The sequence below is a fragment of the Thiocapsa marina 5811 genome, assembly GCF_000223985.1.
Taxonomy (GTDB): Bacteria; Pseudomonadota; Gammaproteobacteria; order Chromatiales; family Chromatiaceae; genus Thiocapsa; species Thiocapsa marina.
Genome location: NZ_AFWV01000005.1, coordinates 193,105 through 208,618, shown reverse-complemented (window position 1 = coordinate 208,618; position 15,514 = coordinate 193,105). Strand labels below are relative to the sequence as shown.

The window sequence follows — 15,514 nt, the reverse complement described above, 5'->3', positions numbered from 1 at the left end:
CTAGGTTGTCGTCAGCCGAAATCCTGCTCGAGGATCGCATTGACCCGTCGGCAGATCTCGCGTCCGTAATCGGTCCAAAGACCCTGTCCCCAGTAGCGATAGCAGCTGGTTTGGGAGGCCATCAGGTGGAAGAGCGCGTTGCGGTAACGCGGGTCGTTGGCGGGGACGCCGGGGATCAGGACCTTTTGGTTGAAGTTGGCGCTCGCCTCCTCCATCGGACCCAACACGTCGTCGTAGCCTTTCACCCAGGACAGATCGGATGTCCAGCTGCCGCCTTCCATATGGAATCGACCGTCTTCCTGCTTGAGCTCGGCGATCGCCTTTTCCAGTTTCTCCGGCCCGTCGCCGGGCTGGATGCGCGCCCAGATGCGATCGTGGAACAGGGGTTGGATCTCGGGGAGATCGGACTCCTTGATGCCGAGCGCGAACAGGTGCTCGAGGTATTCGCTGGCGTTCATCATCGGCGTGTCGGTGTGGCTCGACGCCCCGACCACCTCCATGAACTTCCCCGGGAACTCGTTCATCATGACGCCGCCGTTCTCGCCGTCTGCGATCTGGGTGACCAGCGGCGGGATCGACTTGCCGGCGAGCGCAACACGCTGCAGCCCTTGCGCCTCGTACCAGGGCTGCATCTGAGCAACCAGCTTGGTGTCCGACCCCTGGGTCTTGACGATCGCGATGATGCTCGCGGTCTCGCCGTGGGAGTTGGTGACGACCAGGCGATGCGGGATGTGCGGGCGCTCCGGATGCCGACCGGTGTCGAGCTGTTGAACCGTGTGCTCTTGAACCAGGACCCATTGAAAGCCGCAGTCCACCAGCGTCTTCACGAAGGCATAGGCGACGTCGGGATGATTCGGCAGGGCCATCTCGGAGGGCGAGAAACCGCGTACTCGCTCCAGCGCTTCCCAGCCGAAGATGGCGGCGAAGTGATGCTGGAACGCCTTCACGTGCAGACGGAAGTCCTGCACCGGCGTGGACGGCGCGACCGCGTGGCCCCACGGCATGCCGAGCCACTCCACCGCCCAGTTGTAGTCCGGGTTGCAGGTCATCCCCTTGAGCGCATCGATCACATGATGCTCGCCCATCTTGCGCAGACCGTGCAGCAGCGTGCCCGAGTACTCGAGCATGCAGCGCGGTGACTTGCCCTCGCCGATCAACTGCGGGATGAATTCGCCCATCCGCTTGTAGCACCAGACGAAGGCGGGGGCGTTGTAATTGTCCCCGATGTGCTGGTTCTCCATCATGTACTGGAGGTTGCTGATCAGTGCGGCGCTGTGCAGATCCCCGCCGCCGGCCGGGATGAGCGGCTGGTGCTGGTGCAGGGCGATCGCGGTCGCCGAGCGGATGGAGCCGAAATCGATGCCGCCGCGATCGGCGAAAAGCGTACGCGTGCGCGCGTCGGCAACGACGGCCTCGACCTCCGACTCGTGGCCGCAGATATTCGGAAGGTCATCGACGTACTCGGAAAGCGGTTTCACGCTGAACTCCTGGAGGAAGGTGGTTCCGGGGTTACCGGAGTGGATCAAGAGGATTTCGATGCATCGGTTTCCGAGACATCCGGCCCGCCGGGCTCAGGTCTCGGCGCGGCGTCGACGACCGCTTCGGAGCGGACAGGCGTTGCGACTGCTCCGGTTGCGGGAACCGAATCGGACTTGGGTTCGGACGTCTGCACGGACCCGGGTAGGGATGTGGGCTCGGTCTCGGGAGCGGTTGCATCGTCCTGCGGCGCATCCGCTCGGATCCCGATACGCTCGAGCGCGGTCCGACTGGCCTCGAGATCCGCGTCGGCGCGCGGCACCCAAGCCTCGCCCCAGTAGAGATGGCAACTGGTCTCGGCGCGCAACAGACGCCACATCGCCTCCTCGATCGCCTCGGCCTCGGGGCCTTCTCGGACGCCCCGCTCGGTGGCGTACCAACGCGCATCGTGGACCATTCGGCTGGCTTTTGCGAAGGCCTCGATCGCCTGCTTCTGCCGATCCGAGCCGGTCCATTGCGTGAAATCGCGTCCATGGTGCCAGCCGGTGTTCCAGGCGCCGGTGCGCACGCGCACCTCGCCGTGGGCGCCGTAGGTATCGAGATAGCGGCTGATAAAGGTGGGCGCGATCGCGGCCTCGCCGGCGGCGACACGCTCAAGCAACGGCAGATAGAAGGCGCTCCAGAAGTTGGCCCCTTCGGTTACGTTACGAAACCAACCGCCGTTCTCCCCGTCGGTGCAGGTCGTCACCAGCGGCGTGAAGTCGCACCACTTGGTCCGCTCGGCGACCTCGGCGAGGAACCAACCCAGCTCCATCCCGGATTCCTGAGCGTCGGAGAGGTCGCGATCGCGCACGATGACCGTGATCGCCTCGCCGCCGAAACGCGCGATGTGCGGCCGGTAGCGAAGCTCCTGCCAGCTCATCGGCGAGATCGGCTCGACGTGCTCGCTGTCGACCATGACGTACCGATAGCCGAAGGCGCGCAGCAGCGGGATCAGCTCCATCGAGAAGCCCATCTCGGGCGGCCAGAACCCTTGGAAGCGCGGACGCCAGAGCAGGTGGTGTGCGATGCCGAGCCAACGGCGCAGCTGCTCCTCGCGATCGGCCTCCGGGATCAAGGGTAGCACCGGGTGATAGTAGCCCGTGCCCAAGACCTCGAAGAGCTTCTCGTTCTGGAGGTGCCACAGGAGCGACCCGCAATCCACGGTGCCGTAGACACGCTCCTGGAACTCGGGATTGGACAGGGTCTCGAGCAGGGTGCCGGACAGGGAGATGTGGACGCGGGCCAGGTCTTCGTGGCCCCACAGGCTGCGCGGGATGCGATCCAGGGCGAAGAGGATCTCCTTCGCCTCCCAGCTCTGGTTGTCGAGGAGCTCCTCGAGATTGCCGGCGGGCTGATGCAAGTTCAGAACGAGTGCATGCTGGGCGATCACGGTACGACACTCCGAGATGTCATGAGGCAGATTGCATTAGGGGGACAGCATTCCGGGACGGCACGAGGAGCGAATCGTCGAAGTTGGGCAGGATAACAGAAGCGCGACCAACGCCCAAAAACCCGACGCAACCTGTCGATTCGCACTTGAGCACGCCGAGCGAATGCACCACTTGACCCGAAGGGCAAACCATTTTCGCCTGCCCGGCGATTGCTCCGGACGCACTCGCGGACCCAAGCCTCCGAGACCTTAGACCTCATGCCCAAGATTCTCATCGACCCCGAGTCGACGTCTCTGGACCACAGATACGCGATCGTGAAGACAAAACGGACTGACCGTGCGCGCTACCCGGAGGGTTGCGTGACGGTCGTGGACGACGAAGCGACGGCGCTCTCCGGGGCACATGCCGAGCGCGGTCTCCATCCGGCGCTCGTCTACGGGCCGTCGAGCTCATCGGAGGGTCAGCGGCTCTATTATCTGGTGCGTTGGCTCGCATGAAGGCCCCGGCGTTCGAGTCACCGCCTGCCGACCAGCCGGTGCTGCGCATCCGTGACCTGCACAAGTTTTATCGCGAGGGCGAGGGAACGACCGAGCACCGCGTCTTGGAAGGGATCGACTTCGATGTGGGCCGCGGCGAGTGCGTCGCCCTGCTGGGGCGCAGCGGATCGGGAAAATCGACCCTGCTCAACCTGCTCGCCGGGATCGATCGGCCCGACCAGGGACATGTCGAGGTCATGGGGTATCGCCTGTCCACTCTCGGCGAGCCCGGCCTGACGCTCCTGCGAAGGCGCCAAGTCGGATTCATCTATCAGTTCTTCAATCTGATCCCGACCCTCACGGTCGCCGAGAACCTCGCCTTGCCGCTCGAGCTGAACGGCACCTCGCTCGCCCGGGGCATGCCCTGGATCACCGAGATGCTGGAGCGCCTCGGACTCGCCGGTCGCGCCCGTGCATTTCCGGATCAACTCTCCGGCGGCGAGCAGCAGCGCGTCGCCATCGGTCGGGCACTGATCCATTCCCCTGCCTTGGTCCTCGCCGACGAGCCGACCGGCAACCTGGACGTGGAGACCGGCGAGCAGATCCTCGCGCTCCTCGCCGAGCTGTTCGCGGATCGGCGCCGGACCCTCATCCTGGTGACGCACAGCCTGGCGGTCTCGCGCATCGCCGACCGGGTGCTCACGCTCGACAAGGGACAGTTGGTCGACTCGGCGCGAGATCTCGCCTGGTGATTCCGGTCCTCGTCCGCGCCAGCCTGCGCTATCTGGCCCGCCATCGCTGGCAGTCCGGTCTTTCGATACTCGGCATCGCACTCGGTGTAGCGGTCGTGATCGCCGTGGACATCGCCAACGAGAGCGCGCGGCGGGCCTTCGATCTCTCGATCGAGCGGGTCGCCGGACGGGCGACACACCGCATCGAATCGGCCTCCGGCGGCATCCCGGATGCGGTCTATGCAGACCTGCGCCGCCACGGCGGACTTGCGGCGATCGATGCCTCGCCGATCATCGAGGCGCCGGTGCGGATCGCCGACGCGACCTTCACGCTGATCGGACTCGATCTGCTGGCCTTTTCCTCCGTCCGAGGCAGCGGTCTCTCGGTCGAAGGTCCGTCGCTGATCCGAATCCTGACACAGCCCGATACCCTGCTGCTGAGCGCGAGCGACGCACGGCGACTCGGTGTCGTTCCGGGCGACACCGTGCCGCTGCGGATCGGGACCCGCGAGCTCTCGGCCGAGCTGGTCGGCATCCTCACCTCGGATCAGACCAGCGGTTTCGAGGGTCTCGCGATCGCAGACATCGCAACCGCACAAGAGGTCACGGAGCGCATCGGCACCATCGACCGAATCGATCTGGTCATCACGCCCGAAGACGCGTCCGTTCTGGCCGAAGCGCTTCCGCCCGGTCTGCGGCTGGTCGCATCAGAACAACGCAGCGAGACCCTGCGTCGGATGACACGGGCGTTCCATACCAATCTGACCGCCATGAGCCTGCTCGCCATGCTGGTCGGCGGATTCATCATCTACAACACCATGACCTTCGCGGTATTGCAGCGACGCAGCCTACTCGGCTCGCTGCGGACGCTCGGCTGCACGCGCACCCAATTGTTCGCCTTGGTCCTGTCCGAGGCGCTGCTTTTCGCGCTCGCCGGAGCAGTCCTCGGGCTGGCCTTGGGTATCCTCACCGGCTGGGGATTGGTGCAGCTGGTCACCCGCACCATCAACGACATCTATTTCGCACTGACCGTGCGCGAGCTCTTCGTCACACCGCTCTCGGTCGTGAAAGGCATGACCGCGGGACTTCTGATTACCTTGGTCGCCGCACTCGGACCTGCAATCGAGGCCGCACGGGCTCAGCCGCGCGACGTGCTCCGCGCCAACAGCCTGGAGCGTCGCGGACAGCGCTGGGTGCTCTGGCTGGGGGCGTTCGGTTTTACCCTGATGATCATCGGATGGGGCGCGGCCCAGATCCCGAGTCGCTCGCTCGGTCTCGGCTTCCTGGCGATTCTGATCCTGATCCTCGGCTTCAGCCTTTGTGTGCCCGCCCTACTCCGCGCGATTGCACTCGGCTTGACCCGCGTCGTGGGGCCGATCGGCGGAATCCCCGCCGTGCTCGCGGCGCGCGGTGTGGCCGCATCCATCACCCGTACCGGCATCGCCGCAGCAGCTCTGACGGTCGCCATTTCCTCGACCCTCGGGGTCGGCGTCATGATCGACAGCTTTCGCAGCAGCCTGATCGTCTGGCTCGACACGACCCTGCAAAGCGACATCTATGTCTCTTCGCCATCCGAGACAGGCAATCGCGCCGATGGCGACCTGCCGTCCGGGCTGGCCCAGCGGCTGGCCGGCCTTCCCGGCATCGCTGAGATCAGCATGGGTCGCAGCGTGCGGGCCGAGTCGGACACCGGCTCGGTGCTGCTGCTCGGACTGACCTCCTCGTCGGTCAGCCCGAGCGGTTTCAGCTTCGAGGGCAGGGAAGCCGCGGATCTCTGGACGCGTTTCGAGGCCGGCGAGCTGATTCTCGCCTCCGAGCCTTACGCCTATCACCAGGACGTCGGTGTCGGCGACCGGATTGCCCTTTTCACCGAGCAGGGGTGGCAGTCCTTCGAGATCGGCGGCATCTTTCGCGACTACGGCTCGGATGCGGGCATGCTGGTCATGACCGGCAGCCATTACGCCGCGCTTTGGAACGACGACACCGTCTCATCCATCGGCATCATGGTGGACGACACGACCGATCGAGCCGAGGTCTTCGAACGCGTTCGCGACTTGACCGAGACGTTCGATGCCCCGGTCCTCGTCAGCCTGAACGAGCAGATCCGCGAGCAATCGCTCGACATCTTCGACCGCACCTTCGCCATCACCCATGTCCTGCGTCTACTGGCGATCGGTGTAGCCTTCATCGGCGTGCTGAGCGCATTGACGGCGCTCGAGCTGGAACGGCGTCGCGATTACGCGGTGATGCGCGCGACCGGCATGACCCGACGCGAGCTGACCCTGTTGATCTTGACCCAAACCTCTATCCTGGGCCTCTCGGCGGGCATACTGGCGATTCCCCTCGGACTCGTCATGGCGGACCTCCTCATCGAGGTCGTCAATCTGCGATCCTTCGGCTGGACCATGGAGATGCAGATCCCGCCCATGACCCTGATCCAGGGTGTCGTGCTCGCTTGGAGCGCCGCCTTGCTGGCGGGCCTCTACCCGGCTTATCGTTCGGCCGACACGGATCCGGCGCAGGCGTTGAGGTCGGAGTAAGCAGGTTGAAATCGATGCACCCATTCTTGCCACGGAAGCGAGAATCACGTGTATCCTTATCGGCGATGACGAGAACAAACCGCCGGTCTTGAATCAACGACGTCGAATGACCGACGGGGTCTCAGTAAAAACCCCGAAGAGACCACACCGGAATCCAAGAGGCGAGCGAGCGACATGGCCGACGACAAAACGATCGTAACCAAAAAAACGGCCCCGAAGGCGGCCGTCGACAGCAAGAACACGGTCATCAAGAAGACCGTGGCGAAGAAGACCGCCAAGAAAGCGGATGCCGTCAAACCAACCCCCGGCTCGGCGAAAACGGCGCCGCCCAAAGCCGCTCCCGCTCCTGCAAAGGCAGCCGCTGCGAAGAAGGCAACGCCGGCGGCAACCAAGACGACCGCGGCGAGCACCGGAGCGAAAAAGACACCCGCCAAGAAGGCACCCGCAAAGCCCGCAGCCAGCGCGCCGCGCGCCGCCCCGAACACTCTCGAAGGGAAATCCATCAGCCTGAAATCGCTCGCCACCGTCTCGGACGAAGAGCGGATGCACATGATCCACGAGGCGGCCTATTACCGTGCCGAAAAGCGCCGTTTCGCGCCCGGGCACGAGGTCGAGGACTGGGCCGAAGCCGAGCGCGAGATCGACGACCTGATCGCCAACGCCAAGCGGATCTCGGGACGCTGATTCCGGCGGTGCTCATCACCACCGCCACTGCGGTGATTTGGCGCTGCAGGGTGGACAAGCGAAGCGCCGTAGGGTGGACAAGCGAAGCGCCGTAGGGTGGACAAGCGAAGCGCAGTCCACCAGCGCCGTCGCAGGATTCGGTGGACTTCGCTCGCGCGCGTCCACCCGACGACCGCCAGGTTGGACAACGCCCTGATTCCAATCCGCGCGCAACAGAACAACCGGCGTCACGTCACGACGGTGTGATCGTACGAGCACAGGCTCCAATCATCCAAGAGAGCGGGGTCGGCGCTGCTCGACCCGGACGGGCTTGAATTCGGCGGCGTATCAGACCCCGCCCGAGTGGACCACCTCGTAGTAGACCTTTTCCAGCTCTGTCTTGTGCTTGGTCTCCTCGTCGGCGAGATAGCCGAAGAGATCATGGATCGGTCCAGGTTCGGTGCCCTCGGCCAGCGAGCGATAATGCTCCATGGCGATCTGCTCGCGCCCCATCGCATACTGGAGCACCGCCTGATCGTCGGGCTTGGCGCCCAAGTCGGGCAGCTGAACGGCATCGGAGAATCGGGTGTCGGTCGTCGGGATTCGAACCTCCGCCTTGATCTGCTCGGCGATGTCTTCACGGCTCGCCAGTCCATTCAATAGATCGAAATGCTGCTGCTCCTCGGCGGCTAGCTCCTCGACCAACCAACGCATGTTCTTGCCGACCTTGGGAATCAGGTCGGTGTAAAAATCACGCGCGCTCGCCTCGAAGCTGCAAGCGACCTCCAGGATCTCGCGCAGCGAGGTCTTGGACTTGATCTTCTCGTAGCTACTCACGGCCCCTTCGATCATGCCGCGTCCTCCCGAATCGATAAAACGCCATTGATGCTCAAGGCCACCCGGTGTCCGTCGGCCACCGCGGAGACCACATCGGGACCGCGCACCATGTCTCCGGCGGCCCAGAGCCAGGACAGATTGGTCCGGCCCTGATCGTCGATCTCCAGTCGACCGCGGTTCCAGTCGAGCCGCTCGGTCAGCTCCTCGCCGAGTACTTCGACCTCGGCGGCCTGACCGATGGCCTCGACGACCATCTCGCCCTCGTGGATCTGCTCGTCGGCTTCATCATGTCTCGGTGCAAACCGCCCTTGTGCGTCGAAGATGGAGAGCACACGCCAGGTCCGCAAGCCATGGATCTTGTCGACCTCATACTTGCGCGGCTTGAAGAGGATCTCCTGCGGACCGCGGGCAGGCAGGATCTCGACGCCCTCCTCTCTGGCCTCTTTGATCTCTTCGGGATCGGCGAGAAAGTGCTCCAGATCCTCCAAGGCGGTCACCGTGACCTTGACTTGGCCGTAGGTCTGTTTCTGGAGGCGAGCAATCGTCCGGGCGACGTCCATCGCCACGTTGCCGCCGCCGATCACGATCGCGGAGGCCGGCACCGAGACCTTGACCTTCTCGGCCACGTCGCGCAGCAGGGTCACCGCGCGCTTGACCCGCGGGTGATCGGAGCCCGGAATGCGGGTCGAGCGGCCCATCCAGAGACCGATGGTCAGGATGACGGCGTCGTAGTCGCGCTCGAGCTCGGCCATCGTGATGTCTGTTCCGACCTGCGTGCCGTAACGGATCTTCACGCCCAGGGAGGCGATCACGTCGACATCGCGGTCGATGCGATCCTGCGGGAGGCGATAGTCCGGGATCCCGTAGCGCACCATGCCGCCGGCCTTGGGTCGGGCCTCGAAGACGGTGACCTCGTAGCCCTGCTTGATCAGGTCGAAGGCGGCGGTGAGTCCCGCCGGACCGGCGCCCACCACGGCGACACGCTTGCCGGAGAGGAACCGCGCCTTGCCCTCGGCGGCGATCCTCTTCACCCGCTCGTGATCCACGGCGTCCATGGCGTACCGTTTGAGCCAACGGATGGCGATCGGCGTGCCGCGGTGCCCGACCGAGCAGGCATCCTCGCAGCGATGCGTGCAGACCCGGCCGCAGGTGTGGGCGAATGGATTGGTCCGATAGATCTCGCGCACCGCCTGCTCGAGGTCGCCCTTCCAGATGGCGCGGATGTATTCGGGCGCGTTCATGTGGGTCGGGCAGGCATCGAAACACATGCCGCACTGCACGCAGCGGGAGGCCTCGATGATCGCCTGGTTGGCGTCGTATCCGGCGACGATCTCATTGAAGTTGCCGATCCTCTCGGGGGGCGGGAGCTCCTCCATCCGCGCGCGTTCGAGCGCGACCAGGTCGGCATCCTCGGACTTGGCCCAGCCTTTCGGATACGGCGTGCCGTGGATGCCGTTGGAATCCGGCAGCACGAAATAGCTGTCCAGCTCGCTGTCGAGACAGGTATGGACATACTCGCGCGACAGCGAGATCGATCCAGTCGGACAGAGATCGACGCAGAGTGCGCACCAGCAGCAGCGTCCGTAGTCGATGGCCGGACGCAGGTTGCGGATCCCCTTCGCCGGATCCTGCGGCAGATCGGGGATGCTGACCATGGTGATGGCCGCGTTGTCGCAGACCTTTTGACAGGTACTGCAACCGATGCAGGCCTCCCAGTCGTTGAGATGGAAGCCGCGATAGTTGGCCGACGCAGCGCGCGGCTCCAACGGCACGGTGACCGAACTGCGACCGAAGAAGGAGAGACTCTTCAGCGGGTTCAGTATCCCGCCCTTATCCTTGTAGTCGATGTCGCGCATCAGCGATCCACCTCCGGGGGACAGGCGTCGAGCGAAAACATGGTTTGGGCAACGTCTTCGAGTCGGCAACCGACTGAGAGCTTTTCGAGCACCTGCACCGCATGCATCTGCGAGGGGCCGCGCACGTGGGTGCGATAGGGTCGCTCGCCACCGTTCGACACCACGTACCAGGCCAACTCGCCCTTCGACGACTCCACACGGGTATAGACCGAGCCGGCCGGGACGTTCCAGGCCAATGGGTTCGGGATCGGACAGCGGATGGGGCCAGCGATGGACGGCAACGCGGCGATGACCTGACGCGCGATCCGGATGCTCTGCACCAGCTCCTTGCGCCTTACCAGGGTGCGCGCCCAGGCGTCTCCGGCCTCCTCGGTCGGGATGTCGAAGTCCAGATCGTCGTAGACCAGGTAGGGATCGTCGCGACGCACGTCGAACTCGAGTCCGGTTGCACGCAGGTTCGGGCCGGTCACGCCCCATTCGAGCGCCTGCTCGCGACTCATGGTGCCGACCCCTTTGGCCCGGTGCACGAAAACTTGATTGGTGAACAGCAGGTTGTCGTAGTCCGGCAAACGCGAGTCCAGATAATCCAGCGTACTCCTCACGCGATCGAGAAAACCGTCCGGGGCGTCGCGCCGCACGCCGCCCGGGATGTTGTAGATGTGGTATACGCGTCCGCCGGTGAGCTCCTCGAAGAGATCCAGAACCAGATCACGGTCGGCGATCCCCCAGAACATGGGGCTGTACATGCCGGTCGTTGCGGCATGTCCGCCGAAGGTGAACAGATGCGCGGCGATGCGCGAGAGCTCGAGCTGGAGCACCCGTAACCATTGGGCACGCTCGGGGATCTCAAGACCGCAGAGCTCCTCGACGGCCAGGCAGTAGCTGACCTCCATCGGGACCGGGTCCGGAACACAGATCCGCGGGGTAATGGCGAGGTTCTGGATCCAGAGCCGACCCTCCATGAGCTTCTCGAACCCACGGTGCAGATAGCCGGCGTCGGCCTTGCCTTCAAGCACCCTGTCGCCGTGGAGTCTCAACTTAAAGGCATAGTTGCCCTCGATGCCCGGATGATTGGGGCCGATATTGAGCTCGTACTCGTGGCTCGGCGGCTGGCGTTGGGCCTCGTAGTTCTCAGGACGCATCGACGTCCCTCCGGCTGAAACGCTGCTCGTCGGGACGCACGGCGACGCCGCCGCCCTTGGCCTCGATCTCCTTCAACCAATCCGGTTGGTAGTCCTGAAAATCGAAGTGCGCATTGACCCAGGCCTCCGAGTCGAAGTCCTTGCGCATCGGCGGCGGTCCATCCCATTCGGTCAGAATAAACTTGCTCATGTCCGGACTGCCCTCGAAGAAGACACCGAACATCTCGTGGATGTCGCGCTCGAAGAAGGCTGCGGGCGTGTAGATATCGTAGACCGAGATATAGACGCCGGGATCACGTGCAATCCGGGTATGCGCCGAGACCAAGGATCCGATCTCGTACGACCAGACGTGGTAAACCAGCTCGAATTCGTTCTCCTCGATCCAGTCCACGCAGCTGATCGCGGAGAGATGGACATAGGAAGCCCGCCCGCGCAGAAGCTCCAACAAGGCAGGAAGGGCATCCGGTTGCACATCGACACGAATCCGCCGACTGCTTTTGCGCCGCACCTCGATGCCTTGCAGCTCGTCGAGCAACGTATCCAGCCAGGTCGAGAGGTCTTTAGTCATTCGGAACCCCAATCAAAAATCGCAGGACGGGCAGATCGAAGCAAAACCTATCCTCGCCACGAAGACATCTCGTCCGAATCGCGGTTCCATTACCGCCGCGCCATCAACTCCGGAATATCCACCTTCATCTCGAGCGCTTCCAGCGGCCTCTGGTGTTGCTCCAAGAGCGCGGTATGGGTACCCAGTGTATCGGGACCGAAAAGCCCATAGTGTCTGGCCTCCGCGATCACGTCGGTGGGCGTCTGCCAGGTCTCGCCGAACAATCGCTGCTGGTGACCGAGGTAGTGATCGTAGTGCCTGTAGTAGTCCTTCCAGGAGTCGGCCTTGCCCTGCCGAATGTTCTCCATCAACTCGCGAAGCCCGGCGATCACGGCCTCGGGACGCGGCATACAGCCCGCAATGTAGATATCCACAGGCATATAGTCGTTGAGCTTCTTGGCCGTCGCATAACTCTGCCAATACATACCGCCATTGACCGTGCAGGAGCAGATGCCGATCACATATTTCGGCGAGCCCATCTGCTCGTAGGTCAGAATGATTCGCTTGAGCGTCTTGACCGAGACATAGCCGGTCACGAGCAGGATGTCCGCTTGTCGCGGCGAGACCATCGGCTGGATTCCGAGCCGCTCCATGTCGAACCGCGAGGTCATGGACGGCGGCAGCTCGATCGCACCGCAGCCGGTGCAATAATGCAGCATGAAGAGCGAGCGCGACTGTGCGAAGCGCACCAGCTCGTCGAAGACATTCGCAAGCGGATTGGTTCGCTTCCCGGCCTTCACCGGCAGCGTCTCGCCCGTGCGCGGGGTCTTGATCAGCTCAGTCATAATGGATACCCCATCGGCAATCGAGTCGCGTTGGAACGATTGTGGCCCAACGACAAACCAAGCTTGTAACGTCTGTATTGATCATCCTAAACCGCGTCGGCTTCAACGCGGATCGATGCGCTCGACAACACCCAAGCCAAAAAAGTGCATGTCGCATCGAACGCGGTTTAATACATCAGAAAGGCGATGCCCAGTAAGCCGATCATCGCCGGCCATTTCCAAACCAGCCGGACCACATCCTCGGTCCGATACCGCGGAAAGAGAAAGGCGATGCTCATCGGGATGGCGACCACGGCAAAGACTTTGATCAGGAATGTCAGCCAATTCTCCCCTCCCCCGAGGAACAGAAGGGTATAGAGCGCGCCCGCCGCGTAGAGCTGGAAGCACTGCATGATGAACAGACCGCCGAGGAACTTGCCGCCCATCTCGACCATCGGCCCGGTCGCGATCTCGGCCGGAGCGACGTAGATCTCGAACGGCTGCTTGCCCAGCATGGCCTGCATCGCGAAGAGTCCGGCGAAGGCGAGCAGCGGCATCTCGGCGATGCCCCAGGTCGCGAAGCCGCCCGCCTGCTGGGCGTCGATGATCTGCACGAGACTCGTCGAGCCGTAGAAGAAGGCGACCCCGAAGACAACGATTACCATCGGGATGTCGTAGGCCAGCATCGCGGTCAAGGCGCGCGAGATCCCGATGGACCCGTTCGGGTTGGCGCATTGGCCCACCCCGAGCGCGAGCCCGAGCGACGGGATCATCATCATGTAGACAAGCGCGATCAAACCGCCCTGCTCCGCCAGGCCGTTCATGCCCGGCAAGGGCATGAGCGTCACCGCGGCCACGAATCCGCCGATCGCCATCACGATGCCGAGCTCGTGGATCAGACCGTGCGAGGTCTGTGTCTCCTTTCCGTGCAGCTTGATGATGTCCCACAGTGGCTGAAGCAGCGGCGGCCCGACGCGCCGCTGCAAACGCGCGCCGATCCTGCGCATCATCAGCACCATGGCAAGCCCGATGACGAAGGCCGCCAAGGGCATGAGAATCAGCTCGATCATCAATCCGATCACCTTTACCACCTTCCGGAAAAACGGTTCGAATCGGCGCTCATGCGGTCGTCAAGGCGAGCAGTGCGACCGCAGTCGCCAGCACGAAAAGCGCAGGCTGCGCATAGCGATAAAACCCGTTCATGACCGCCGAGAGAAAGGCTACCGTCGCCGTCAACGCCTTCTCCAGCCACAGGAAGGCGCCCCGATACCAGGGACCGATCAAGTGCATGAGTCCGGCATAGAAGTTGTCGCTGTATTGGTAGCGCACATCCGCGGTCAGGAAGTGGCCCCCGGCATAGTTGTCGAGCTGATGGACGCGCTTGGACCTGCCGCCGAGGCCGAAGAAGATCAGGGCACCGACACCGAAGCCGGCCATGAGGATGCCGACCAGCCAGAGCATGTCGAGACCGCCGCGCGGATCTTCGATCCCGCCCAAGGTATAGGGCACCGGCGGCAACCCGAGCGAGGCCTGAACCGCCGCGACCCAGCTGAGCGCCGGGCCGGGCGTCACCCCGACCAGAAAGATCAGTGTCGAGAGACCCAGCATCGGCAGCAGCATGCTCAGCGGCGCCTCGCGGACCTGCTCATGCTCGATGCGCAATTGGCCGAGGAAGATGTTGTGGATGAGCTTATAGACCGACAAGATGGTGCCGAGCGTTCCGACCACGGCGGCGACGAACAGAAGCGGCATGCCCTCCGCGACGAGCGAGCGATAGACCATCCACTTGGAGACGAAGCCGGCCATCGGCGGCAGCCCGGCCAGGCTGATGATGCCGAACAAGAGCACCAGGAACGTCAGCGGCATGCGTGCGACGAGCCCGCCCAGCTTATTGAGGTCCGCCGTGCCGGTGCGGTGAACCACGGCGAAGACCGCCATCAGCAAGGCGGCCTGGGTGATGCCGTAGGTGAAGACATGAAACAGACCGCCCGCGGAGCCGACGGCATTGCCGACCATCAGACCCAGCAACATGTAGCCGCCCTGTCCGATGCCGTGCCAAGCGAGTAGATAACGGGCGTCGTGCTGCTGCAGCGCGATATAGGTCGGAATGATCACCGTCAGGGCGGCGATCCAGGCGATCAGGTCGCGCGCGCTCAGAAAGGTGAAAGGGACCTCCATCGCCGTCAACCGCCCGATGCCGAGCATGGCGACGAGGAGCATGATGAGGGCATAGAGACCCATGCGCGCCGAGATGGCCCCGAGAAAGCTCGATCCCGGACCGGGCGTCTCGGCATAGGCCGCAGCCTGCCACAGATGAAAAGGCAAGAGCCCCATCTTGACCGCGAAACCGCCGCCGATCAGCAGAAGCAGGAGCCAAACCTGGCCGTCGGACAGCTCGCCGAGCAGGCTCAAGACGCGCGCATAGTCCAAAGAGCCGGTCTGGGTGTAGATCAGCATCAGACCGGCCAGGATCGCCATCCCTCCGGAGAAAGCATAGACCAGATAGCGCAGAGCAGCCCGTCCGGCCGGGCCGCCGCCGACGGCCATCAGCAGAAAGCTCGCCCAGCTCACCAGCTCCCAACCGATAAAGAGCGAGAGAAGGTCTCCGCTGCCCAGAAGGATCAACATGGTCAAGACATTCGCCGCGAGCGCGACATGGAAGAGTCGCGGACTGTGTCCCTCTTCGCGATAGCGCTCCTGCCACACCCCGGCGGCATACCAGGCACAAAAGAATCCTGCCCCGATGGTGATCATGGCGAAGAACCACGAGAGCGCGTCGTAGCGCCAGTGCATCTGGAGATCCAAAACCGAGAGCGTCAGCGAGGAGGCGACCGGCTCGCCGAGGAGTGCCCCGGTCTGCATGAGCAGCAGGAATTGGACGGCGTAGAGGACGACCGCAAGCCGCCCGGCGATCCGCATCCGTCCGAACAGCAGCATCAGAGCGAGTGTCAGCGCCGAGACCAGCACGAGGTGATCGAGTGACGTCATG

Annotated in this window: 13 protein-coding genes; 4 read left to right on the top strand and 9 right to left on the bottom strand. The window is 63.7% G+C overall.

Annotated features, from left to right (window positions below):
- Positions 1-11: 11 nt before the first annotated feature.
- Positions 12-1,478 (bottom strand): glycosyl hydrolase family 57, encoded by a 1,467-nt coding sequence (locus THIMADRAFT_RS08670; RefSeq protein WP_040730665.1) that lies wholly within the window; start codon positions 1,476-1,478, stop codon positions 12-14.
- A 44-nt stretch (positions 1,479-1,522) separates the two neighbouring features.
- Positions 1,523-2,908, bottom strand: a complete 1,386-nt coding sequence (locus tag THIMADRAFT_RS08665; RefSeq protein ID WP_007192634.1) for a polysaccharide deacetylase family protein — start codon at positions 2,906-2,908, stop codon at positions 1,523-1,525.
- A 258-nt stretch (positions 2,909-3,166) separates the two neighbouring features.
- Here THIMADRAFT_RS08665 and THIMADRAFT_RS08660 point away from each other — a divergent pair, with 258 nt between their 5' ends.
- The 4 genes from THIMADRAFT_RS08660 to THIMADRAFT_RS24625 all read left to right on the top strand — a co-directional run bounded on the left by THIMADRAFT_RS08660 (position 3,167) and on the right by THIMADRAFT_RS24625 (position 7,340).
- Positions 3,167-3,406: a hypothetical protein gene (locus THIMADRAFT_RS08660; protein ID WP_007192633.1), complete on the top strand. Its 240-nt coding sequence runs from the start codon at positions 3,167-3,169 to the stop codon at positions 3,404-3,406.
- Positions 3,403-4,137, top strand: a complete 735-nt coding sequence (locus tag THIMADRAFT_RS27050; protein WP_007192632.1) for an ABC transporter ATP-binding protein — start codon at positions 3,403-3,405, stop codon at positions 4,135-4,137. Before THIMADRAFT_RS08660 ends, THIMADRAFT_RS27050 begins: the two co-directional genes overlap by 4 nt.
- Positions 4,134-6,656 (top strand): ABC transporter permease, encoded by a 2,523-nt coding sequence (locus tag THIMADRAFT_RS08650; protein WP_007192631.1) that lies wholly within the window; start codon positions 4,134-4,136, stop codon positions 6,654-6,656. The genes THIMADRAFT_RS27050 and THIMADRAFT_RS08650 overlap by 4 nt, the downstream gene beginning before the upstream one ends.
- A gap of 174 nt (positions 6,657-6,830) precedes the next feature.
- Positions 6,831-7,340 (top strand): DUF2934 domain-containing protein, encoded by a 510-nt coding sequence (locus tag THIMADRAFT_RS24625; RefSeq protein WP_007192630.1) that lies wholly within the window; start codon positions 6,831-6,833, stop codon positions 7,338-7,340.
- Between the two features lie 327 nt (positions 7,341-7,667).
- Here THIMADRAFT_RS24625 and THIMADRAFT_RS08640 read toward each other — a convergent pair whose 3' ends face one another.
- The 7 genes from THIMADRAFT_RS08640 to THIMADRAFT_RS08610 all read right to left on the bottom strand — a co-directional run bounded on the left by THIMADRAFT_RS08640 (position 7,668) and on the right by THIMADRAFT_RS08610 (position 15,513).
- Positions 7,668-8,171 (bottom strand): ferritin family protein, encoded by a 504-nt coding sequence (locus THIMADRAFT_RS08640; RefSeq protein ID WP_007192629.1) that lies wholly within the window; start codon positions 8,169-8,171, stop codon positions 7,668-7,670.
- On the bottom strand, positions 8,168-10,012 hold the full coding sequence (locus THIMADRAFT_RS28380) for an FAD-dependent oxidoreductase (protein ID WP_007192628.1): 1,845 nt from the start codon (positions 10,010-10,012) through the stop codon (positions 8,168-8,170). Before THIMADRAFT_RS28380 ends, THIMADRAFT_RS08640 begins: the two co-directional genes overlap by 4 nt.
- The gene (locus tag THIMADRAFT_RS08630) at positions 10,012-11,154 is read right to left on the bottom strand and encodes an NADH-quinone oxidoreductase subunit D (protein WP_007192627.1); all 1,143 of its coding nucleotides are present in this window, start codon (positions 11,152-11,154) and stop codon (positions 10,012-10,014) included. The genes THIMADRAFT_RS28380 and THIMADRAFT_RS08630 overlap by 1 nt, the downstream gene beginning before the upstream one ends.
- The gene (locus THIMADRAFT_RS08625) at positions 11,144-11,722 is read right to left on the bottom strand and encodes an NADH-quinone oxidoreductase subunit C (RefSeq protein WP_007192626.1); all 579 of its coding nucleotides are present in this window, start codon (positions 11,720-11,722) and stop codon (positions 11,144-11,146) included. Before THIMADRAFT_RS08625 ends, THIMADRAFT_RS08630 begins: the two co-directional genes overlap by 11 nt.
- 89 nt (positions 11,723-11,811) lie before the next feature.
- Complete coding sequence (locus THIMADRAFT_RS08620; protein WP_007192625.1) at positions 11,812-12,546, bottom strand: NADH-quinone oxidoreductase subunit B; 735 nt, start codon at positions 12,544-12,546, stop codon at positions 11,812-11,814.
- 167 nt (positions 12,547-12,713) lie between these two features.
- Complete coding sequence (locus THIMADRAFT_RS08615; protein ID WP_007192624.1) at positions 12,714-13,595, bottom strand: respiratory chain complex I subunit 1 family protein; 882 nt, start codon at positions 13,593-13,595, stop codon at positions 12,714-12,716.
- A 49-nt stretch (positions 13,596-13,644) separates the two neighbouring features.
- Positions 13,645-15,513 carry a proton-conducting transporter transmembrane domain-containing protein gene (locus tag THIMADRAFT_RS08610; RefSeq protein WP_007192623.1) on the bottom strand — a complete coding sequence of 623 codons (1,869 nt, stop codon included), beginning with the start codon at positions 15,511-15,513 and terminating at the stop codon, positions 13,645-13,647.
- Position 15,514 lies beyond the last annotated feature (1 nt).